Annotated in this window: 21 protein-coding genes and 1 riboswitch; of the genes, 7 read left to right on the top strand and 14 right to left on the bottom strand. The window is 63.7% G+C overall.

Annotation, left to right across the window (positions count from 1 at the left end; translation table 11 throughout):
- Positions 1 to 120 precede the first annotated feature (120 nt).
- Positions 121 to 1,506 (top strand): short-chain fatty acyl-CoA regulator family protein, encoded by a 1,386-nt coding sequence (locus EOW66_RS15070; RefSeq protein ID WP_128157127.1) that lies wholly within the window; start codon positions 121 to 123, stop codon positions 1,504 to 1,506.
- A gap of 27 nt (positions 1,507 to 1,533) precedes the next feature.
- Here the strand turns inward: EOW66_RS15070 and nrdF are convergent, their stop codons facing one another.
- The 5 genes from nrdF to EOW66_RS15095 form a co-directional block, all read right to left on the bottom strand.
- On the bottom strand, positions 1,534 to 2,508 hold the full coding sequence (gene nrdF / locus EOW66_RS15075; RefSeq protein ID WP_128157128.1) for a class 1b ribonucleoside-diphosphate reductase subunit beta: 975 nt from the start codon (positions 2,506 to 2,508) through the stop codon (positions 1,534 to 1,536).
- A gap of 82 nt (positions 2,509 to 2,590) precedes the next feature.
- The gene (nrdE, locus tag EOW66_RS15080; protein ID WP_239017612.1) at positions 2,591 to 4,672 is read right to left on the bottom strand and encodes a class 1b ribonucleoside-diphosphate reductase subunit alpha; all 2,082 of its coding nucleotides are present in this window, start codon (positions 4,670 to 4,672) and stop codon (positions 2,591 to 2,593) included.
- Between the two features lie 68 nt (positions 4,673 to 4,740).
- Positions 4,741 to 5,157: a class Ib ribonucleoside-diphosphate reductase assembly flavoprotein NrdI gene (gene nrdI / locus EOW66_RS15085; RefSeq protein ID WP_128157130.1), complete on the bottom strand. Its 417-nt coding sequence runs from the start codon at positions 5,155 to 5,157 to the stop codon at positions 4,741 to 4,743.
- Positions 5,158 to 5,174: 17 nt separating this feature from the next.
- Positions 5,175 to 5,396, bottom strand: a complete 222-nt coding sequence (gene nrdH, locus EOW66_RS15090) for a glutaredoxin-like protein NrdH (protein WP_113898703.1) — start codon at positions 5,394 to 5,396, stop codon at positions 5,175 to 5,177.
- Between the two features lie 99 nt (positions 5,397 to 5,495).
- A riboswitch (cobalamin riboswitch) is annotated at positions 5,496 to 5,684 on the bottom strand.
- Positions 5,685 to 5,996: 312 nt separating this feature from the next.
- A complete protein-coding gene (locus EOW66_RS15095) occupies positions 5,997 to 6,899 on the bottom strand; it encodes a LysR substrate-binding domain-containing protein (RefSeq protein ID WP_128157131.1) in 903 nt (300 codons plus the stop codon).
- 167 nt (positions 6,900 to 7,066) lie between these two features.
- Between EOW66_RS15095 and EOW66_RS15100 the strand changes: the two genes are divergently transcribed.
- From EOW66_RS15100 to EOW66_RS15120, 5 genes are all read left to right on the top strand, one after another.
- On the top strand, positions 7,067 to 7,612 hold the full coding sequence (locus tag EOW66_RS15100) for a sugar ABC transporter (protein WP_128157132.1): 546 nt from the start codon (positions 7,067 to 7,069) through the stop codon (positions 7,610 to 7,612).
- A 6-nt stretch (positions 7,613 to 7,618) separates the two neighbouring features.
- On the top strand, positions 7,619 to 7,945 hold the full coding sequence (locus EOW66_RS15105; protein ID WP_128157133.1) for a hypothetical protein: 327 nt from the start codon (positions 7,619 to 7,621) through the stop codon (positions 7,943 to 7,945).
- A 20-nt stretch (positions 7,946 to 7,965) separates the two neighbouring features.
- Positions 7,966 to 8,808, top strand: a complete 843-nt coding sequence (locus EOW66_RS15110; RefSeq protein WP_128157134.1) for an MBL fold metallo-hydrolase — start codon at positions 7,966 to 7,968, stop codon at positions 8,806 to 8,808.
- A gap of 518 nt (positions 8,809 to 9,326) precedes the next feature.
- Positions 9,327 to 9,953 carry an SOS response-associated peptidase gene (locus EOW66_RS15115; RefSeq protein ID WP_128157135.1) on the top strand — a complete coding sequence of 209 codons (627 nt, stop codon included), beginning with the start codon at positions 9,327 to 9,329 and terminating at the stop codon, positions 9,951 to 9,953.
- A 412-nt stretch (positions 9,954 to 10,365) separates the two neighbouring features.
- Entirely contained in the window at positions 10,366 to 12,603 is a 2,238-nt protein-coding gene (locus EOW66_RS15120) for a hypothetical protein (RefSeq protein ID WP_128157136.1), read from the top strand.
- Between the two features lie 379 nt (positions 12,604 to 12,982).
- Here EOW66_RS15120 and EOW66_RS15125 read toward each other — a convergent pair whose 3' ends face one another.
- The 3 genes from EOW66_RS15125 to EOW66_RS15135 all read right to left on the bottom strand — a co-directional run bounded on the left by EOW66_RS15125 (position 12,983) and on the right by EOW66_RS15135 (position 14,359).
- Positions 12,983 to 13,231: a hypothetical protein gene (locus EOW66_RS15125; protein ID WP_128157137.1), complete on the bottom strand. Its 249-nt coding sequence runs from the start codon at positions 13,229 to 13,231 to the stop codon at positions 12,983 to 12,985.
- Positions 13,232 to 13,448: 217 nt separating this feature from the next.
- Positions 13,449 to 13,754, bottom strand: coding sequence for an SdpI family protein (locus EOW66_RS15130; protein WP_128157138.1), 306 nt, complete (start codon positions 13,752 to 13,754; stop codon positions 13,449 to 13,451).
- Between the two features lie 17 nt (positions 13,755 to 13,771).
- The gene (locus tag EOW66_RS15135; RefSeq protein ID WP_128157139.1) at positions 13,772 to 14,359 is read right to left on the bottom strand and encodes a bacteriophage spanin2 family protein; all 588 of its coding nucleotides are present in this window, start codon (positions 14,357 to 14,359) and stop codon (positions 13,772 to 13,774) included.
- A gap of 109 nt (positions 14,360 to 14,468) precedes the next feature.
- On the opposite strand from EOW66_RS15135, the gene EOW66_RS15140 reads away from it, so the two are divergent.
- Positions 14,469 to 14,834 (top strand): hypothetical protein, encoded by a 366-nt coding sequence (locus EOW66_RS15140; RefSeq protein WP_128157140.1) that lies wholly within the window; start codon positions 14,469 to 14,471, stop codon positions 14,832 to 14,834.
- 88 nt (positions 14,835 to 14,922) lie between these two features.
- On the opposite strand, the gene EOW66_RS15145 is transcribed toward EOW66_RS15140, so the two are convergent.
- From EOW66_RS15145 to EOW66_RS15170, 6 genes are all read right to left on the bottom strand, one after another.
- On the bottom strand, positions 14,923 to 15,600 hold the full coding sequence (locus EOW66_RS15145; protein WP_206363715.1) for a lysozyme: 678 nt from the start codon (positions 15,598 to 15,600) through the stop codon (positions 14,923 to 14,925).
- A gap of 69 nt (positions 15,601 to 15,669) precedes the next feature.
- A complete protein-coding gene (locus EOW66_RS15150; protein ID WP_128157141.1) occupies positions 15,670 to 15,909 on the bottom strand; it encodes a hypothetical protein in 240 nt (79 codons plus the stop codon).
- 1 nt (position 15,910) lies between these two features.
- Entirely contained in the window at positions 15,911 to 16,225 is a 315-nt protein-coding gene (locus EOW66_RS15155) for a hypothetical protein (RefSeq protein WP_128157142.1), read from the bottom strand.
- 17 nt (positions 16,226 to 16,242) lie between these two features.
- Positions 16,243 to 17,508: a hypothetical protein gene (locus tag EOW66_RS15160; RefSeq protein WP_128157143.1), complete on the bottom strand. Its 1,266-nt coding sequence runs from the start codon at positions 17,506 to 17,508 to the stop codon at positions 16,243 to 16,245.
- A gap of 67 nt (positions 17,509 to 17,575) precedes the next feature.
- Positions 17,576 to 18,121 (bottom strand): hypothetical protein, encoded by a 546-nt coding sequence (locus EOW66_RS15165; RefSeq protein ID WP_128157144.1) that lies wholly within the window; start codon positions 18,119 to 18,121, stop codon positions 17,576 to 17,578.
- Positions 18,122 to 18,137: 16 nt separating this feature from the next.
- The gene (locus EOW66_RS15170; protein ID WP_128157145.1) at positions 18,138 to 20,441 is read right to left on the bottom strand and encodes a hypothetical protein; all 2,304 of its coding nucleotides are present in this window, start codon (positions 20,439 to 20,441) and stop codon (positions 18,138 to 18,140) included.
- Positions 20,442 to 20,489: the final 48 nt, after the last annotated feature.

Consider the following 20,489-nt stretch of genomic DNA (forward strand, 5'->3'; position numbering starts at 1 on the left):
CTTTCCTCTGGATCGGCAGGAAGACCTTTTCACACCTGAGCACTTCGTTTAAACTACTGAAAATGCTTATGTTTGCGAAAGATTTCTGCGGGTTTTGCGAATGTTGCGAAGGATCGAAAGATGAAGAAACCCTTCATGGGGGTGCGGCTGCGCCGGCTGCGCGAGGACCACGGCATGACCCAGGTCGCGCTGGCGCGCGCGCTTGAACTCAGCCCGAGCTATCTGAACCAGATGGAGAAGAACCAGCGCCCGCTGACGGTGCCGGTGCTGCTGAAGCTGAACGCGGTCTTCGGGCTCGATGTGCAGCTCTTCTCCGAATCCGACGAGGCGCGGCTGATCCCCGATCTGCGCGCGGCCCTCGCCGATCAGGGCGCCGGCGCCTCGATGGTCGAGCTGCGCGAGCTCGCCGCCAACATGCCCGGCGTTGCCCGCACGATCATCGCGATGCAGGCGCGGCTGCGCGAGAACGCCGAGCGAATCGACCTGATGAACGGGCGCATCATCGGCGGGCTCGGCGGAACGCCCGCCCCGTTCGAGGCGGTGCGCGACTGGTTCTATGTGCAGCGCAATTACATCCCGAGCCTCGACGAGGCGGCCGAGGCGATCGGCCGCGGCCTGCGCCCCGGGCGGATGGCCGAGGGGCTGACCGACCGGCTCGCCGGGCGGCACGGCATCCGCGTCACGCTTGATGAAGACGCGCCCGCGCTGCGTCGCCACGACCCGGCGGCGCGGGTGCTGCACCTGTCCGCCCGGTTACGCCCCGGTCAGCGCGCCTTCCAGATCGCGACGCAGATCGCCTTTCTCGAACAGGGTGCCGAGATCGACCGGCTCACCGCCGAGGCCGGCATGGAAAGCGACGAGGCGCGCGGCCTGTTGCGCATCGGCCTGGCGAATTACTTCGCCGGCGCGCTGATCCTGCCCTATGGCGCCTTCATCGAGGCGGCCGAGGCCGAGCGCTATGACATCGAGCTGCTCGCGCGCCGCTTCGGCGTCGGCTTCGAGACCACCTGCCACCGGCTCTCGACGCTGCAGCGGCCGCAGGCGCGTGGCGTGCCGTTCTTCTTCATCCGGGTCGACCGCGCCGGCAACATCTCGAAGCGGCAATCGGCGACCGATTTCCATTTCTCGCGGATCGGCGGCTCCTGCCCGCTGTGGAACGTCTACGAGGCGTTCTCGCGCCCGGGCGAGGTTCTGACGCAGGTGGCGCAGATGCCCGACGGCCGGTCCTACCTGTGGGTGGCGCGCACGGTGAGCCACGGCGCGGGCGGCTATGGCGCGCCTGTGAAACGCTTCGCCGTGGCGCTCGGCTGCGACCTCGCCCATGCCGAGCGGCTGGTCTATGCGCAGGGCGTCGAGCTGCGCAGCCCCGCCCGCGCGACACCGATCGGCGCGGGCTGCAAGGTCTGCGACCGCCCCGCCTGCCCGCAGCGCGCCTTTCCGATGACCGGGCGCCCGCTGCGCCCCGACCCGGACCGCTCGCGCTTCCCCCCCTATTCGAGCGACTGAGCCCCCCTTTCCGGGGGCCGCCGGGTCTCAGAAATCCCAGTCCGCATCCTCCGTCGCGACCGCCTTGCCGATCACATAGGACGAGCCCGAGCCCGAGAAGAAATCGTGATTCTCGTCGGCATTCGGGCTCAGCGCGGCAAGGATCGCCGGGTTCACCCGGCACAGCTCGTCGGGGAAGAGGGTCTCGAAGCCGAGGTTCTGCAGCGCCTTGTTCGCGTTGTAATGCAGGAAGGCCTTCACGTCTTCGCTCAGCCCGAGCGGGTCATAGAGCGTCTCGGTATAGCGGCACTCGATCGCATAAAGGTCGAAGATCAGCGCGAAGGCGAAATCCTTGATCTCCTGCCGCTCGGCCGCGCTCAGCCGCTCCAGCCCGCGCTGGAACTTGTAGCCGATGTAATAGCCATGCACCGCCTCGTCGCGGATGATGAGGCGGATCAGATCGGCAGTATTGGTCAGCCGCGCCCGGCTCGACCAGTGCATCGGCAGGTAGAAGCCCGAGTAGAACAGGAAACTTTCCAGAAAGACGCTCGCCACCTTCTTCTTCAGCGGCTGCGAGGCGGCATCGTATTCGTCGAGGATCAGCCGCGCCTTCTGCTGCAGATGCGGGTTCTCCTCGGACCAGCGGAAGGCCTCGTCGACCTCGGGGGTCGAGCACAGCGTCGAGAAGATCGAGGAATAGGAGCGCGCATGCACCGCCTCCATGAAGGCGATGTTGGTCAGCACCGCCTCCTCATGCGGGGTGACCGCATCGGGCATCAGCGCGGGCGCGCCCACGGTGTTCTGGATCGTGTCCAGAAGCGTCAGCCCGGTGAACACCCGGATCGTCAGCCGCTGCTCGTCCCCGGTCAGCTGCGACCAGCTCTGGATGTCATTCGACAGCGGCACCTTCTCGGGCAGCCAGAAATTCACCGTCAGCCGGTTCCAGATCTCCAGATCCTTGTCGTCCTGAACCCGGTTCCAGTTGATCGCTCGCGGCACCGGCCGCCCCGCAAAATCCTTCATTGTCTCGGCCCCTTTTTCTTGGCGCAAATACTCCGGGGGTCCGGGGGCAGCGCCCCCGGCCGGCACCGGTCACGACCGCCCGTCACAACGCGCAGGACACACAGCCCTGCACCTCGGTCCCCTCGAGGGCCATCTGCCGCAGGCGGATGTAATAGATCGTCTTGATCCCCGCCTTCCAGGCATGGATCTGCGCGCGGTTGATGTCGCGCGTCGAGGCCGTGTCCTTGAAGAACAGCGTCAGCGACAGCCCCTGATCGACATGCTGCGTGGCCGCCGCATAGGTGTCGATGATCGCCTCGGGCCCGATCTCGTAGGCGTCGCGATAGAACTCGAGGGTCTCGTTCGTCATGTAGGCGGCCGGGTAATAGACCCGGCCGATCTTGCCCTCCTTGCGGATCTCGATCTTCGCGGTGATCGGATGGATCGAGGAGGTGGCGTTGTTGATGTAGCTGATCGAGCCGGTGGGCGGCACTGCCTGCAGGTTGCGGTTGTAAAGCCCGTCCGCCATCACCGCATCGCGCAGGCGCCCCCAGTCCGCGCGGGTGGGCACCGCAACACCGAAGCGCGCGAAAAGCGCGGCGACGGTCTCGGTCTCGGGCAGCCAGTCGCGGATCACATATTTCCCGAAGAAACTGCCATCGGCATATTTCGATTTCTCGAAGCCCGCGAAGCTGCGTCCGCGTTCGCGCGCCAGCGCATTCGAGGCGCGCAGGCAATGATAAAGCACTGTCGCGAAATAGATATTGGTGAAGTCGATGCCCTCGGGGCTGCCGTAATGGATGCGCTCGCGGGCAAGAAAGCCGTGCAGGTTCATCTGCCCCAGACCGATCGCATGGCTCTCGTCGTTGCCGCGCCGGATCGAGGGCACCGAGTCGATCGCCGACATCTCGGAGACCGCGTTCAGCGCCCGCACCGCGGTCTCGACCGTGGCGCCCAGATCACCGCCATCCATCGCCCTGGCGATGTTGAGCGAGCCGAGGTTGCACGAGATATCGGTGCCGAGGTGGCGATAGCTCAGGTCGTCGTTGAACGCCGACGCCTCGTTCACCTGCAAGATCTCGGAACACAGGTTCGACATGGTGATCCGCCCCGCCACTGGGTTCGCCCGGTTCACCGTGTCCTCGAACATGAGATAGGGGTAGCCGCTTTCGAACTGGATCTCGGCGAGCGTCTGGAAGAAGGCGCGCGCGTTGATCTTGCGCTTGCGGATCTTCGGATTGTCGACCATCTCGCGGTAGCGCTCGGTCACCGAGATCTCCGAGAAGGGCTTGCCATAGACCTTCTCCACGTCATGCGGCGAGAACAGATACATCTCCTCGTTGCGCTTCGCGAGTTCGAAGGTGATGTCGGGGATGACGACGCCAAGGGACAGCGTCTTGATCCGGATCTTCTCGTCGGCATTCTCGCGCTTGGTGTCGAGAAAGCGCAGGATGTCGGGGTGATGGGCGTTCAGATAGACCGCCCCCGCGCCCTGTCGGGCGCCGAGCTGGTTGGCATAGCTGAAACTGTCCTCGAGCAGCTTCATCACCGGGATGACGCCCGAGGACTGGTTCTCGATCCCCTTGATCGCGGCGCCCTGCTCGCGGATGTTGGTCAGCATCAAGGCCACGCCGCCGCCGCGTTTCGACAGCTGCAGCGCCGAATTGATCGCGCGGCCGATGCTTTCCATGTTGTCCTCGATGCGCAGCAGGAAGCACGAGATCAGCTCGCCACGCTGCGCCTTGCCGGCATTGAGGAAGGTGGGCGTCGCCGGCTGGAACCGGCCCGCCAGCATTTCGTGCATCAGCCGCAGCGCCAGTGCCTCGTCGCCGCGGGCGAGCGTCAGCGCGACCATCACCACCCGGTCCTCGAAGCGTTCGAGGTAGCGCTTCCCGTCGCGGGTCTTCAGCGTATAGCTGGTGTAATACTTGAACGCGCCGAGGAAGGTCGGGAAGCGGAACTTGACCCGGAAGGCGGCGTCCCAGATCCGCGGGATGAAGGCGGCATCATATTGCTCGAGGACATCGGCCTCGTAATAGCCCTCCTCGACCAGATAGCGCAGCTTTTCCTCGAGCGAGTGGAAGAACACGGTGTTCTGGTTCACGTGGCTCAGGAAATACTGCCGCGCCGCCATGCGGTCGGCCTCGAAGCGGATCCGGCCCGCGTCGTCGTAAAGGTTCAGCATCGCGTTCAGTGCGTGATAGTCGAGCCCCTGCCATTCGGCGGGCACTGCCTGCGCCGGGGCGGCGTCGCTCAGATCGCGGTCGAGAATTGCGTCTTCCAAAACCTGTCCAGTCCTTCTGTGACACGGGCGATATCGGTGGGGGTGCCGGCCAGCTCGAAGCGATAGAGCACGGGCACCGCGCATTTCTGCGCCACGACATCGCCGGCAAGCGCGAAGAGCGCGCCGAAATTGCGGTTGCCGCTGGCGATCACGCCGCGCAGCTGCGCGCGGGTCTCCGGGTCGTTCAGAAACCGGATCACCTGCCTCGGGACGGCGCCGCGCCCGGCCCCGTCGGCATAGGTCGGCGTTACCAGAACGAAGGGCACGCGGGGGGCGGGCATCGGCGCCTCGGCCGCGACCGGGATCCGGTCGGCGGGCAGGCCGAGCGCGCGGATGAAACGCGCGGTATTGCCCGAGCGCGAGGAGAAATAGACAAGCCCGCCCATCCGATCGGCCCCGGGGCTCAGACCAGCGCCGCGATCTTGTCCGGACGGAACCCCGCCCAGTGATCGTCGGCCGTCATCACCACCGGCGCCTGCCGATAGCCGAGCTCGGTGACCCGGGCGAGCGCCTCGGCATCCTCGGTCAGATCGACGAGGTCGAAGGCAAGGCCGCGGGCGGCCAGCGCACGGGTGGTGGCGGTGCATTGCACGCAGGCCGGTTTCGAATAGACGGTGATGCTCATCTCGGGTCCCTTGTCTGTGCCATGGGGCGCGGCAGGATCAGGGACGCGGGCAGATGCGGACGCGCCGCATTGCACAACGCCTCCGGGCCCACCGACCGGTTCGTCTCTTGCGTCCTGGCAGGTCTCCTGGCTCGCGGTTCGATCGCCTCCCCCTCCTTCCCGGCGCAATGCGCCAGTGGATCAACGGGGTCGGCTCACCGCTCACAGTTGCGGGGGCAGCGCCGGTCTCGCACCGGCTTCCCTTTTCACCCGCGACGAGTCGCGGGCACCAAGACAACACGATCTAGACAGATTATCAGCAGGCATGTCAACATCTGGAAGGCTGCCGCGCCCGGCGCCCGGCACGGCTTCTCCGCCGACAGGCGGATGGACGACCGTGGACGATCCCAAAGGGCATCCTCCGGCGACCGCCTGCCGCACCCCTGCCCATGCCGCGGATCGACAGTCGATCGGCGCGCCCCACCACAGGCGCGACAGGGGGCAGACATTTCAGAGAGATTTGAGACGGTGCACCGCGCCGGGTGAAGATGGGAACCATATCTACGCCATAGCGCTCCCTTAAGCTTGGCTCGAATCTTCGAAGTATTCGGCCGCCCCGTGTCAATCGAAGCTTGGACTGTGGCGGCGTGCTTCCTGGATCAGCCAGTTCGCGAACATCTGGAGAGGCCCTTCGCTCAATCGTATCGGCTCCGGCAAGATGAGGCAGAAGGTTTTGGCGATCAATATGCCATCGGGCCAGGGCGCAACCAGGCGACCTTCCGCCAATTCGGGTTCGACATAGAGGCGCGGCACAAGCGCGACGCCGAGACCGGCCAACGCGGCTTCGATTTGCATGGAGTGAAGATCATAACGGGCACCAACTGCGGGATTGGTGAGCGCGATCCCGGTTTGCTGTGCATAGCGTTGCCAGGCGTCCGGATTCTGGCGGCGATGGAGTCGCGGCAGCGCATCGAGGGCTGCCGCAGGGTCCCGGCCCCCGATCAGCGCCGGATGGCAGACCGGAACCAGCACCTCATGCAGCAAGCGGTGCGTCCGCATGCCCGTCCACGCAGGATGCTCAAAATGGATGGCAGCATCGAACCCGCTGCCGGCGAGAACGAATGGCTCCATCCGTTCCGCAAGATGCAGGGTGATATGCGGATGCCGCTCCTGGAACGGCTTCAGACGCGGGATGAGCCAACGCGTGGCGAAGGTCGGCAGGATTGCGATGTCAAGGCTCGCGCCATCGCCGGGCTGCCCCATCAGATATTGGCTGTCACGCTCCAGCCGGTCGAGTGTCTCGCGGACCTGAGCCGCATAACGCTCTCCATTCGGCAAAAGCCGGACGCGATTGCCGGCTCTCTCGAACAGCGTGACGCCGAGGAAGGCTTCCAGCCGGCCGATCTGCCGACTGATCGCCCCTTCGGTCAGGGCCAGTTCGTCGGCTGCGCGGGCGAAGCTGCCATGACGCGCCGCCGCTTCGAATGCCATGAGTGCGGAATTGCTGGGAATCTTGCGGCGCATAGCGGTTCCTGAGGGGGGACTCGGCAATCGATCTGCCGTCACCTTGATATTAGGTCACTGAAGCATGATCCATTGTCGATATATCGGTATGGATTGGCAGTCTATCATGAAAAAATATCAACGATAAACAAGACCGGAAGGACAATCCTCCGGTCGAAGGTGGAATAATGATCTACACGGTGGAATGCAGCTTTGCCGATCCCGGCAGCGAGGCGGAATGGAACGATTTTTACAGCCTGGACAAGCTGCCAGCCCTCATTTCGGTGAGCGGCTTCCACACCTCGCAGCGGTTCAAGGCGCTGAGCGGTGGCTGCCCGGTCTATCTCGCCCTTCATTCGATCGGCGGCCTCGACATCCTGACGGGTGCGGAATACCGCCAGAAGGGCGGCGGCAATTTCGCACGCTGGCAACAGCACATCACCGACTGGCACCGGAACCTCTATGACGGCGTCGACCGCGCGCCGGGTATTGGTGAGGGCGAATATCTGGCGTTGAGCGCCACAGGCCCCGCACCTCTGATCCGGCTGGGCCTCACCCCCTATGCGATGCAGGCGATCGCTATGGAGAGGTTCCCGGAACACCGCTGGCTCGCCAAGATCGAGCGCGGCAACATGCCTGACATCGAGCATCTGCCGGAAGGCGCCCATGTCTATGTGCCGATGACGGCGCAGTTGACGAGCGACGGTGACGCTGCTGCGGGGAAGGCACGGTAGATCGCGATGCCGAATGTCACGATCTATATTCCCGCAGACAGGATGCCGCCGGACGCAGCGCTCGCAGATCTCACGGAGCAATGCACCGAACTTTGCACCGGCATTCTCCGGGCCGCATTGGCGAACGTGCATATTGTCTATGTCGCTGTCCGGCATGGCCGGGGCCACCCCGCTTTCGCGGAAATCCAATACCGCCTTGAGCCATTTCGGACGCCGCCAGTCATGGCGCAGTTCATGGCGGGACTGGACGACGCCATAAGGCGCAACACCGGCCTCACCGCGCGCATCCGTTGCTTTGGCTATGAAGCGTCGAACATTCACGCGCGAAACTAAGCTGATGACTGGAGAACACGATGTCTAAGCTTACATTACCGACCCGAAACGTCGGTGACTTAACGATCACCGCCGTCAGCGATGGCCATCTCCACGCCAGTTTCGATTTCCTCGCGAATATCGACCCGGCCGATGCCGCCCGCATGCAGGCAAATGCGGGGATAACGGATCACACCTCGATCCATATCAACTGCTACCTGGTGCGTGGAGGCGGTCGCACGGTGCTGATTGACGCCGGAGCAGGCGGGTTCAAGCAGTGGGGCGGCCGATTAAAAGCCAATCTGCTGCATGCGGGCATCCACCCTTCCGAGATCGACGCGATCCTTTTGACGCACGCCCATCCCGATCATGTCGGGGGGCTGATGGACGCGTCAGGCGAAGCCGTCTTCCCGAACGCCGAGCTTGTCGCCCACCACCTCGAAGTCGCGTTCTGGCAGGATGACGGCAATCTGAACCGCGCACCCGAGCGCGCCCGTGGCAACTTCCTCGTGGTCCGTCAGGCGCTCGACGGCTATCGCGACAGGCTGCGCACCTTCGAGGGCGGCGAGGTGTTTGCCGGTATGACGGCGGTTCCGCTTCCGGGGCACACCGCCGGGCACACCGGCTACCGTCTCGAATCCGGCGGCCAGAATCTGCTGGTCTGGGGAGATATCGTCCATTTCCCGGAGATTCAGATTCCGCGCCCTGACGTGTCGATTGCGTTCGATCAGGATGCGCATCTCGCCGCCGAAACACGAACGAGGCTGCTGGACATTGCCAGTTCGGAAAACCTGCTGATCGCGGGAATGCATCTGGGTGAATCCGCTTTCGGACATATCGTGCGAACAGCAAACGGGACGTATGCTGTCTCCTATGAAAGATGAAAGTGGTTCAGTGACCTGACCTCCGCGTCTTGGCATCTTGGCGCGCAGGAAGGCGGTCACGGGGACCTTCAACGGAAAAATTACCCCGGTAAAATTTGCAGGTGGGAATATCGGGTTATGGGCGGAAACCCGTTCGCCAAAAGAGCCTTCAAGGGAAAATTTGGTGCACCCGACAGGATTCGAACCTGTGGCCTCTGCCTTCGGAGGGCGGCTTTTGTGCTATTGTTCATGTTTTGTTGATGTTTTATACCCGGTTTCGTTCCACTTCAAACGCGCCATATACAGCTCAATCTGTTACCTGTAACAGTTACCTCGGCCATCTGGACACAGGGCCCAGGCACCACCACGCGCTCGACGCTGCCCCGCGCGCACGGCATTGGCGTCGACCGATTGCCCGACATCGCGGCCGGCACTGGCGGCGCGGATCGCCTGATCGCGCTGCGCGCTGGTGCCGAGGGTCTGCGCCGCGATGCGCGCCGCCTGCCCGGCGGCTGATTGCCAACAGAGGGAGCAGTGAAATGTGCGGGCGTTTCGTCGATCCGAACCTACGGAACACCGAGGCCGAGATGTCGCAGATCAAGATCGCCCCGTTCCCCCGGCGCTACAACGTCAAGCCGACTGACGAGGTGGTGATCCTTGCAAAGCACCCGCTGACGGCGCTCACTGCACGCTGGGGCCTGATCCCGTCCTGGTTTGCCGGCAACGACCCGAAAGACTGGAAGGCGACCACTTTCAATGCGCGGATCGAGGACGCGGAGCACAAGCCGACCTTTCGGCAGGTCTGGCGCCACGGGCGCTGCCTGGTCCCCGTGGGTGGGTTTTACGAATGGACCGGTCCGAAGGGGCACCGCCAGCCGCACTTCTTTCGCTCGGCCGGAAATGAGGAGGACCTGTTCCTTGCCGGGCTGGCAAGCCGCTGGCACGACCTGTTGACCTGCACGATCATGACCCGCGCCGCGACTGATGCGATGGCAGGACTGCACGACCGGATGCCGGTGATCCTGAACGCAGACGAGCGCGAAGCTTGGCTTGGCAATTCCGATGGCGCGGGCCTTGGCGACGGGGCCAGGCTCGTGCATCACCCCGTCCGATCTTTTTCGATGCACGATGACGGGCCCGAGCTGATTGAGGCAATCGACGACTGATGGCGTGGGCCACGGCAGGACGACTTAGGAGCGGCAGCAGTTCAGCGGGGCTGGCGGCCAGCGAGGGCGGCCCGTCATGGCCTGAGGCCCACCGGCAGCCGAGGGCGGGGAGCGGCCATTCGCTGCCTGAGCTCCTGCCCCGGCAGCTGAGGGCGAAAGCGGACTTTCGCTGCTCGCTTCACATATGACCGTGATGCGCTGAAAACGACCTCGGCAGAGTGTAGTGGACGGCTCAAGCCGACTGGAGGGCCGTCGCACAGACCGCTGTCGTTCGTCCTCAACGAATTCCTCTACCCCGACAAATAGCCTGCCTACGATCGAACACTTGCGCCATGAAAAAGACGTTGCACTATGAGGTATCCCGAGTGCTACGCTGGCGAAAGCGGCACTCCAGTGTAAAGAGGCGGGAATCGTGGACAAAAAGAAGACCTGGGCGTCCTTTGAAGAGCGAGTGAGAGCGATCGCGGGCTACGCATACGGCAGAGAATGTAGACCTGAGCGTATCGGCGGGATCAATATTGATGGCGTCGTAAAAGTTCGACCAGATTATTGGATCCTAGTCGAAATCACGGAAGAGCGAAATCTGGAGAAAGTCCGCCGTGACGTTACAACAAAGCTGGTGCCAGCAAAGCACACCTTGATGGCAAAGGGCATCTTTGCGCAGTTGGTTAACGTTCTAAGTAAAGAACCAACCGAAGGCATGAAGGACATCGGGAAGGATAACTTCGCTTCCGTTGTATCAGTCGAAAGCTTGGCAAAGATCTTTTTCGACCATTCGCGCTATCAAATCGCTCGGAGCATTTCCGCATTTGGCAGTGCGGTCAATCCAGCAACCGGAGAACGAGACACAACGCAATTCGTGCACGTCAAGTACTACGATGAAACAAACGAGCGAGAAGTCGGAATTGAACAGATTTCTAATCTTCTGAAAGCTAGAAAAAATGTTGTATTGATCGGAGAATTCGGTAGCGGGAAAAGTCGTTGTGTTGAGCAGGTGTTTCTTGAGTTATCGAAAAACAGTGATGAGCTCACTTTCCCACTGTCAATCGATCTGCGCGATAGCTGGGGATTGAAGAAGACCCGCGAGATGATCCGGCGCCATTTCTCAGATCTCGGGCTTCCAGAAATGGAAGGGGATGCAATAAAAGCGTATAACGCCAAGGCATTTATTGTTCTGATGGATGGTTTCGATGAACTCGGCTCTCAGGCGTGGACGAGTGATCCAAAGAAACTATCCGAAATGCGGCACGAAGCAATGTCCGGAGTGCGTGAGGCTGTGCGAGATAGCGCCGGAGGAGTACTAGTGGCGGGCAGAGAACACTATTTTGCGTCCAAGGCAGAAATGTTCTCCGCTCTTGGGATGAATCCGAAGGAGGCGATCATTATCCGAAGTAGACCTGAGTTCTCAGAGAGCGAAGTCGCCGAGTACTTCCAGAACATCGAAGTAGATGTAGACCTTCCGCGCTGGCTTCCGCGGCGGCCTCTGATCTGCCAAACTATTTCGTCGTTGGATGAGGCGGTACGCGACGAGATGTTCTCGTCGTCTAGTGACCAGCTTGACTTTTGGAAGTACTTTATAGACCAGCTTTGCATGCGGGACGCGCGCATCCACATTTCATTCTCACCGGAGACGATTTATGGCGTGTATCTCAAACTTGCGAGAGCGTCTCGAGCGAAACCTGGTAATGTTGGGCCTGTCACCTTGGACGATTTGGAGGCTGCGTTCGAGGCAGTGGTTGGCTCCAAGCCGAGCGAACAAGCGGCTGTCATGCTTCAACGCCTTCCAAGCCTAGGGCGCGTCGACAACGACAGTCCTGACGTTCAATTCGTCGATATGTATATACTTGACGGGTTTCGCGCTGTTGACCTTTCAAGGTCACTGGCTTCCACCAATGAAGAGCGGATCGCGATGGCGTCTGAGGCCTGGCAGAATAGCCTGAGGGAGTTGGGTCAGCGACTGCTCGCACGGGACGCATCGGTGACGTCTGGCAACTTGATTACCTACATCAGAGAGAATCGCGGGTCGTCAAACAAGGTTTTGCTCTCTGATTTGATTTCGGCGCTTTGCAGGCGTGAAGCAGGCGATAGTGACTTCGGCGGGGTAGAAATGAAAGATCTTGTGTTCGACGAAATCTCGTTTACCGAGACTGACGTCAAGGGGCTTTCTATGGTAGATTGCATGTTCGGAAATGTAATGCTCCCACCGACGAAAGACAGCAGTATAAAGGTAGTTAACGGATACGCAGATCGCGTGTTCGGGATCTCATCAGCGAACGCTTTGCCCGATGGGATTTCACTTCTCGAGGGGGCTCGGTTTGAGGAGGTCGTGAACGTATCCAAGATACGGGAGATCGGCCTGACCCCGCCACAAGAGATATTCATAACAATCGTCAAGAAGACCTTTTTTCAGAAGGGTTCTGGGAGAAAGGAGGAGGCTCTTGTACGCGGTTTGGGGCGCCTTCCTGGAAGGAAGGTGTATGACAAGGTTCTGAATATTATGCTTCGCGAAAGTATCCTGACAAGATTTAAGGGTGATGACGGGTGGGTATATTCTCCCAATCGATCTGAAATGGCAGGCCGGATGAGTGCAATCCTTGATGAGCTCTCCTCAAGTGAAGATCCGCTCTGGCAAGAGATTTCAGATCTGTAATTACCTGATGCATGGTATACGGCGCGCCGATCACACTGCCTAGTCGTAGTTCTATGGCAGGCGGTCGCCGATCCGGGATTCATTCTTGGTCGTTGACAATTGCCTAGGGCATGGCCGTCAGCCAAGCGCTGGGATTGATGATTTTGAGTTTGTAGGTTTTAATTGGCGAGGCGGTGACCGCCCAGTTCTACGCACCGGCGTCGTGATCGGCGACCAAGGTGTTTTTTGATGGAACGCGATGGGGCGGATGGTGCCTTCGAGCCCGCGCGCCGTGAACTGGGATTAGGGCGCGAAGCGGTCGTTGCCAATTGTGAGGTCGGAAGGCCACTCTGGGCCGAATATGTCGACGGTGCCATAACGAACGTGAGGGGCCGAAAAGTCAGAGGCTTTCGCGCGGTTTTCCATCAATGTGAATGTTGTCGACGATCAAGGACCAGTCCGGGTTCATTCTAATACGACCTCTCTTGTTCGTGGTAAGAAACTCAGCGGCTTCATCCAAGTTTGAACAGCGGGTCATATATTTGGCCATAGTCTGGCCTTCCGGGTAACAGTGGTAGTAGCCATCTTTGTCTGGTTCAGCTGTTTGGACTATTTTTCCGCCTTCGATTTTCTCGATTCGAGTGACCATTCCGCACCTTCCATGGCCAAAGCCAACTACTTCGCCCCAGTCTATTTTAAATACCTAATGAGCGCATGGCGCAAGCGCTCGAATGTCCGCAATGCGGGCTGCCAGTGCAGCATTCGTTGGTTCGGGCCAACGACCGGCTTGGGCCGTCCAGGTTGATCTTCAGGCGCTGCTCAACAGGACAGGACGCTGCGCCGCCGCATGACCGCCGCCGGTTGCTTTAGCTCATGGTTCCAACAATCACAGTCAGAATAGCGGCGCAGACCAGCGTTGCGGTGGCGATCAAGCACTTCACAGAGAGGTTGAGGTCGAGGGCAAATACGTACGAGATGACCACTGCGGACACGAGTCCTGACAGCACCAAACTCCACCCCACATTCGCATTCACAGCATACCATGCCGCCTCATTGCTCAAGGTTCTACCAGTGCGGAAACCTGTCGTTGCGTTGGGTGGAACCATCTGAAAGGCCAGCATCAGCCCGATTGTACAAAAGATGAGCGGGGGAAGCAGCATCAGGTATTTCATTGGGCTCTCCAAGGCGATCAGTGTCCGGTTTGTCCCGCATCAGCAACATTCGCCCCGGATTTCGCTGCATAATGCCACGACCGACCGGTTCGGGGAAGCTGCGCCGCGGCATGAGCGCATGTTCGACCGACGGCAACGGGCCGAGTGCCACGGTGCCCGGCGAAGTTCTCTCGGATCTCGGGCGTGTCGTTGATCGAGATGATGAAGGCGCCGTCGAGATTGCGCCCGGCGCGAGCTGGTCGGCGCCGCGTGATGCTCAGGAGGCTCGCGTCGCCCGTCGCCCCCCTGACCGCCCGCGCGATCTGCTCGGGCCAGCGCAAGGGGCTGTCGAGGAGGAGCGCGACGGCGAAGGCGAGGATCAGCCAGGGCGGGCTGTTGCCCTCGACCACCACGCGCCCGACGCTGCCCGCGCGCAGGGTGTTGGCGTCGGCCGATTGTACGACATCGCGGCCGGCGCTGGCGGCGCGGATCGCCTGATCGCGCTGCGTGCTGGTGCCCAGCGTCTGCGCCGCGGTGCGCGCCGCCTGCCCGTTCGCGGCAACCTTCGGGCCGCTCAGCAGCCCGGGCAGCGCGCCACAGGCCGTAAGCGTGAGGCAGAGCGCCAACGCGCCCCCTGCCCGAAGACCTCCAACTTGGACCATGGCATTTCCTTTGTTGCTATGGGAAAAGCCCCATAGCGTTTCGCGCTACGAGGCTTTTTGAGAGGTGAATTTGATGGCCATCTATCGACAGACATTAACGGCTGGCGGAAAAGTTGGTGCGGTGCTCGCCGTCATGGCACCGACGATCGCGATCGGTGTCGCATCATGGTCAATTGGAGGGGCTGTCTCCGCAACCAGTCACTATTCGTCCAGATCGGTGAGCGATTATCATGTCTCACCGATCATCTACGTTGCGCTTGTATTTATGTCCGTTCTCGGATGGGTCCTTCTGCTCATCGGCAGAGAATTGACGGATGCTCCACGCCCCAAGACTGACACGAAATTCGACTATTATGATCGGCCGACAGACAAGGCGGACAACAAGGAGCCGTCGCTGACTGAACAGTACTTTGGAAAGCCGGCCGCCCCCGACAACTGACAACACCGAGCGGAAAGCATAACCCTCCCGGGCAGCGCGCCGCAGGCGGCAAGCACAAGGCAGAGCGCGAGCGCGCCCCCTGCCCGGCTCACAGCCCGCTCAGGCACAATGCGCGCTCTGCCTCCCGCCGTCGCACGAGGCCGCGCACCACCTGCCCGCCCGCCTTCGTCCACAGCCGCAGCGCCTCGCAGGCGCCACGCAGATCGCCGGCCCGGGCCCGGCGCGCCATGCTCGAGCTGCAGAACGCCGGGCTGCCGATGTTATAGGCGGCCGAGATGAACGCCGCCCGGGTCTCGGCCGGCAGCCCGGCGGGCAGGCACGGCCGGATCTCGCGCTCGAAGGCGGCCACGCGGGCGGCAAGGCGGCTGTCGCATTCGGCCGGCGTCGCCTCCTGCCCCGGCCGCACCCGCTGCGTGTCGCCGTCGCAGATCGTCCAGACGCCGACGATATCGCGGTAGGCGCGCAGCTCGCGCCCCTCGAAAGGCGCGATCACCGCCGCCGCAAGCGCCAGCACGGCGCCGAGCCCCGCCGCCGTGCGCCGGCCGACGGCGCCGCTCTCGTCGGTGCAGAAGGCCCGACCCCGGCGCCATTTGCGGATCAGGAGCAGGAGGTTCACCACCGCGATCAGCAGGCCCACGATCGGCACCAGCTGTGAGGCGAGGGTCGAGGCGCTCTCGAGCGAGGGCCACCACACCGGGAACGTCACCGCCCCCGGGATCGTCCCCCAGCCCGCCCGCGTCGCGATTTGATCCAGCTTGTCGTTCACGTCATGCCCCTTTCCGGCAACAAAAAAAACCCGCCAGAGGCGGGTCGGTCTGTGTGATTTTTTGAACCGTCATGTGTCCGGCATGTCCGGGATCTCGGCGAGGTATTTCGGCACCACCGTCTCCAGGTCACGATCGTCGCTCCCCCACCCATCATCGCCGCAAACCCACCGATTTGGGCCCGCCCAGCCGGAGTACCACCAGACGATATTCCATTCGCCGCGGCGGTCGATCGACAACAGCTTCCCTCCATCCTTCCAATCGAGCGGAGCTTGGTCCGCCGGCACGAAATTCAACATCATGGGGATCATTTCAGATCTCCCGATCATCGTGCAGCGGCAGCTGCACCGGGCCGTCCGCCGTCACCGTGATCGGCTGCGGGAAGCGCGTCGCCTCGGGGGCGCTTTCGCCGTGCGGCAGGATCAGCGTCAGCGCGATCTCGCCGCTCTCGTGCCGGAGAATGTCCGAGGCGATCCAGTCACTGCCCAGCGTCTCGGCGGGCAGGCTCTCGCCCGGGGCGAGCCGGCCGAGATCGAGCGCCTCGCCGTTCAGCACCAGAACATCGCCGGCGACAGAGACCGTCAGCGTGTCGTCGCGGCGCATCGGGCTCAGGGTGATCAGAAACATGTCGGGCTCCCTTCGGGTCAGTACCAGCGGCCGATGGCGTTGAAATCGACGGTGAAGTTGTTGACGTTGGAGTTTGCGGCAAACAGCATCACGCTCGCCGATGAGATGCCGGTCACCCGGACCTTGTTCCAGGCCGCCGCGCCGGTGCGCAAAGACCCGTTCACCGCAAGATTGCCGGTTGCGGTGAAGCTTGCCGGGAAGGTCCAGGAGTATTCCGTCGAGCGCCAGATCGCGCCTTCGGCCGTCATGATCGGCCCCGCCGCGCCGACCGCAGAATAGGTGCAGATCTGCGCGCCGTCGGCCCTGCGTTCGTACTCGCCGGCCCCGTTGCTGCCGCGCTCGATCTCGCGCCCCAGCACCCAATAGGTGCCGTCGTAACGGGCCACCGTATCGACGGTGGTGCGGATGTAACCCGCCGGCAGCACAGCCCCGGTGATGGTGCGGCAGGGGATTGCGCCGGTGCCGTCGACAGTGAGCGTCGCAGGCCCGGTATTCGCCGCGATGGCGCGGAAGCGGATCTCGGTGCCGATGGCAATGCCCGACAGGCCCGTGGTGACGGTGATCGCATTCGCCGATCCGCCACAGGCGCCATAGAGCGATGCTGCTGGCGATCTGGCGATCCCGGCGGCGGTCTCCGCCGACTGGGCACTCGCATCCGCAGCCGACGCGCTCGCGGCGGCCGAGGCGGTGTCGGTCGCGACCCGGGCAGCGGCGGCGTCCACGGCCTCCCGGTCCTGCGCCGCCGCCAGCGCATCCGCCGCGGCGGCCACCGCTTTTGCCGCCGCAACGCCGGCGGCGGTCTCTGCCGCCCGGGCGCTCGCGTCCGCAGCCGCTGCGCTGGCGGCAGCCGAGGCGGTGTCGGTCGCGACCCGGGCGGCGGTGGCGTTCACGGCCTCCCGGTCCTGCGCCGTTGCCACTGCGTCCGCCTTTGCCATCTGTGCGGCCCCGGTGGCTGCGGCGGCGGCCTCCCGGGTCTGCACGACCAGCAGCGGCGTCAGCACCGGCATCTGATCGAGGCAGTCGGCGAGCGCCGCGCGCGCGGCCTCGGGGACGCTGAGGCGGAACTCCCACAGCTCCCGCCCGAGCCGCACCAGACCGATGTAGGGCCCGGGATAGAGCTCGACCGAGAGGGTGCCGTCCGCGCCGACGATTGCCCCCTGACGCGCCGGCAGGACCATGGCGCCGTCCTGCCCGTAGACGCCGCGGCGCTCCACGACGACGGTGGTGCCAGGCAGGATGGCGCCGTTGATGGCCCGCACGGGGCCGCTCACGATGCAAGGCATGCGGTTCTCCAGAAACAGAAAAGCCCGCCAGAGGCGGGCGGTATGCCGGGCTGTGCGCGCCACGGTGTCAGCTGCGGGCGCCGAGCACGAACCAGTCGTAGACCGTCACCGCGTAATCATTCGCCTTCGTCAGCCGGATGGCATTCACACCGGGCGGGAGGGTCAGCGTCCCTTCGGTGATCCGCGTGCTCCCATCCGAGGACAGGAGCCTGACGCGCCAGGCTCCCGTCGCGAGGTCGATGTGCAGCCTCCCGACGGCATGTTCCCCGGTCGTACTGGGCTCGGTGTAGAGGGTGATCCAGCCGCCGTAACTCGCCCCACCATTCCCCGAGAGGGCAATCTGCACGATCCCGCCAGAAAGGCTACCTACGGTGATGACGTCGGCCACCAACAGCCCGACCTTGTCCAGCCCGACCAGCGCCTGCGGTCTCTTCCCGTCCTGGGTGAAACTGCCGAGATACACGCCGCCAAGCGCGATGCCCTGAACCCGGGGGGCGCCGTCCGCCCCGGCGGCAATCGCCGCCGGATTGTCGCGCAGCGCCCGGCCGTCCGTGGCACGGATCGGCTTGCCCTGCTGGATCATGCTGTCCGGAATATCGGTCCAGGCCGTCATGCCCTCATCTCCTCTTTCATTGCCAGTTATACCCCTCGGCGCCATCGGCCATCAGGCCGTCCTCATCCGACCACCAGCCGACGACGAGGCTTTCGGCCGCCACTTCCGAGCTGTAGTCGGCGGCTTCATCCGCCATCCAGCCGCCATAGCGGCTGCCCTGATAGATGAACTCCTGCAGCCGGTATTGCGTGGTCTCCCCCGCCCTGACCTGCTGCGCCGAGATGATCTGCCAGCGCCGGGTGCGCTCGGCGCCCTCGCTGTCGACATCGAGCCGCGTGGTCACGTCGACCACCGCGCCAATGCGGTGATCGTCCCCGACCAGCGTTGCCGTCAGATAGCGCGGCACCGCCGAGAACCGCGCCAGCAGGCGCTGCAGCATCTCGTCGGCATGGGTGTCGGCCACGATCCAGCGCGAGTAGATCGTCTTCGTCAGCACCTCGGCCCCGGCGTCTTCCAGCTCCGCCTCCGCGTCGATCCGGCCGCGCAGGTGGCGGAAGTTCGTCGCATCGTCCGAGGCGGTCGGGTCGATCGGGTTGTAATAGACGAACACCCGGCTGATCCGCTCGTCCGGCACGCGCTCCATCTTCAGCGAGCCGGCGACGAAGTCGGTCGCGTCGGTCAGCACCGCCGTCCCCACCTCGGGGCGCACCGCCTTGAGCGGGATGGTCTGCGCGCGCTCGTCCCACCACAGGTAGAAGGTGCCATCCCGCATCAGCTCGCCGAGCAGCACATTGACCGCCACCGGCTTCGAGACCGTGCGCGAGAAACGGTAGCCCTGCAGATAGACCCCGGCCTCGGCCTCCCAGGCGGCAGCATCGACGAACTCTGCCGGGATCGCCGTGTGCCCGACAATGAGGTCATGCGCGATCGCCCAGGCGTCCATCTGCTCGTAGCGACCGGCGCGCTGGCAGGCGTCGTCGGCGTCATGCGTTCCGGCCTCGGTGCCAAGCTCGCCGCGCCCGACGCCGCTCAGCAGGTAGATGCCATTGCCCTCGTCGGCATAGCCGTCATAGCCGATGATCTCGGAACCGAGGGTGATGTAGCGCCGCGCGGTATTGCCGAAGCTGTCCGCAAGATCCGCGCTGTCGCGCGCCACCACCCGCACCACCGTGCCGGTCGCATCGAGATCCGCCTTGAGCGTGATCTCGGTCTCGCGCGGGAAGCTCGCCCGCTTGCTGTCGGTCAGCCGCAGCGGATCCACGCCGCTCAGCGTCACCCGGCCGTCGCTGTCGGGCCCGTCGACACTGTCGAGCAGGTAGAGCCGCGCCGACATCTCCTCGAGCGGCTGGCCTGCAAAGCCCTCATGGATCCGCAGCCGCATGGTGCCGAAGAACGGGTTGCGCGCGGTCCATTTCGTCCAGAAGCTGCCGTCGCGCCGGCGGCGCTCCGCGACGTACCAGTCGCCGACGTAATCGTCGAAGGCAGCATCGCTCAGCGTGACCGTGCAGCCGCCGGTGACGCCGAGCGGCTTCTCGCCGTTGCGGATCGCCGCGACGTTGATCTTCGAGGAGCGCACCGAGACCGAGCTCAGCAGCGGCAGCGGGTCGGTCCCGACCGTCTCGCCCGTGTGCCGGTAGAGCCGCGGCAGCGCCTGCCCGGGCTTCGCGAAGCGCCAGGCGATTTCGCCGCTGCCGTCATAGGCCTTGCGCGCCAGGCAGGTGCCCCAGGTGTTGTAGCACCGCGGCCCCATTGCCGTCGTGGCGGTGCACCCCCCGGAGAAGTCGCCCGCGTAGAAATGGACCTCCCCGATGGTCCCGGTGAAGGTCTCGTGGCTCACCCCGACCGGAACGCCGCTCGGCGACGAGCTGCGGCCGATGGCGCCGCCATCGGTGCCCGCCCAAAGGGTGAAGCCCGCGGCGGCAACGTGCCGGGCCTCGAGGAGGCGGCGGCCGTCGAGGCGGAACACGGACAGCGTCACCGAGCCGGCGCCGACCGAGATCTCGGCGCGGATCCGAACCGTCAGCCCGGCGAGGGCCGAACCGTCGACCGACACCATGGCCGTCTTCTCCGTCCCTGCCGCGGTCGACCCGTTCCCCGCACGGAAGACCAGAGCGCCATCGGTCACGCCGAGATAGGCCCCATCGCCCGCGCCGCCCTGTTCCCAGATGACGCCATCGGCCGCGCTCCACGGCGCCGGGAAGCCGACCTGCGCATGAAAGAGCACGCTCGCCGCCCGATCGAGTTCCCCGGCGGCGATCGCATCCAGATTGGCCTTCGTCAGAGCCGGCGGGCCATAGGGCTCGATCGCATCCCCGAACCGCCGCGCGCAGCGGGGCTGGATCAGCTCGACGATCTGGACAGGTTCAGTCTGACGGGGCATGTGCCTGCACCTCGGAAGTTCTGGGGGGGGGTCTGGAAGGACGCGGTT

Source organism: Paenirhodobacter huangdaonensis, assembly GCF_004022465.1.
Classification (GTDB): Bacteria; Pseudomonadota; Alphaproteobacteria; order Rhodobacterales; family Rhodobacteraceae; genus Rhodobacter; species Rhodobacter huangdaonensis.

Excerpts from the sequence above, each read along its gene's own strand:
- EOW66_RS15070 (WP_128157127.1), top strand. The coding sequence starts at position 121 with ATGAAGAAACCCTTCATGGGGGTGCGGCTGCGCCGGCTGCGCGAGGAC.
- nrdF (WP_128157128.1), bottom strand. The coding sequence starts at position 2,508 with ATGAAGGATTTTGCGGGGCGGCCGGTGCCGCGAGCGATCAACTGGAAC.
- nrdE (WP_239017612.1), bottom strand. The coding sequence starts at position 4,672 with ATGCTGAACCTTTACGACGACGCGGGCCGGATCCGCTTCGAGGCCGAC.
- nrdI (WP_128157130.1), bottom strand. The coding sequence starts at position 5,157 with ATGGGCGGGCTTGTCTATTTCTCCTCGCGCTCGGGCAATACCGCGCGT.
- nrdH (WP_113898703.1), bottom strand. The coding sequence starts at position 5,396 with ATGAGCATCACCGTCTATTCGAAACCGGCCTGCGTGCAATGCACCGCC.
- EOW66_RS15095 (WP_128157131.1), bottom strand. The coding sequence starts at position 6,899 with ATGCGCCGCAAGATTCCCAGCAATTCCGCACTCATGGCATTCGAAGCG.
- EOW66_RS15100 (WP_128157132.1), top strand. The coding sequence starts at position 7,067 with ATGATCTACACGGTGGAATGCAGCTTTGCCGATCCCGGCAGCGAGGCG.
- EOW66_RS15105 (WP_128157133.1), top strand. The coding sequence starts at position 7,619 with ATGCCGAATGTCACGATCTATATTCCCGCAGACAGGATGCCGCCGGAC.
- EOW66_RS15110 (WP_128157134.1), top strand. The coding sequence starts at position 7,966 with ATGTCTAAGCTTACATTACCGACCCGAAACGTCGGTGACTTAACGATC.
- EOW66_RS15115 (WP_128157135.1), top strand. The coding sequence starts at position 9,327 with ATGTGCGGGCGTTTCGTCGATCCGAACCTACGGAACACCGAGGCCGAG.
- EOW66_RS15125 (WP_128157137.1), bottom strand. The coding sequence starts at position 13,231 with ATGGTCACTCGAATCGAGAAAATCGAAGGCGGAAAAATAGTCCAAACA.
- EOW66_RS15130 (WP_128157138.1), bottom strand. The coding sequence starts at position 13,754 with ATGAAATACCTGATGCTGCTTCCCCCGCTCATCTTTTGTACAATCGGG.
- EOW66_RS15140 (WP_128157140.1), top strand. The coding sequence starts at position 14,469 with ATGGCCATCTATCGACAGACATTAACGGCTGGCGGAAAAGTTGGTGCG.
- EOW66_RS15150 (WP_128157141.1), bottom strand. The coding sequence starts at position 15,909 with ATGATCCCCATGATGTTGAATTTCGTGCCGGCGGACCAAGCTCCGCTC.
- EOW66_RS15155 (WP_128157142.1), bottom strand. The coding sequence starts at position 16,225 with ATGTTTCTGATCACCCTGAGCCCGATGCGCCGCGACGACACGCTGACG.
- EOW66_RS15160 (WP_128157143.1), bottom strand. The coding sequence starts at position 17,508 with ATGCCTTGCATCGTGAGCGGCCCCGTGCGGGCCATCAACGGCGCCATC.
- EOW66_RS15165 (WP_128157144.1), bottom strand. The coding sequence starts at position 18,121 with ATGACGGCCTGGACCGATATTCCGGACAGCATGATCCAGCAGGGCAAG.
- EOW66_RS15170 (WP_128157145.1), bottom strand. The coding sequence starts at position 20,441 with ATGCCCCGTCAGACTGAACCTGTCCAGATCGTCGAGCTGATCCAGCCC.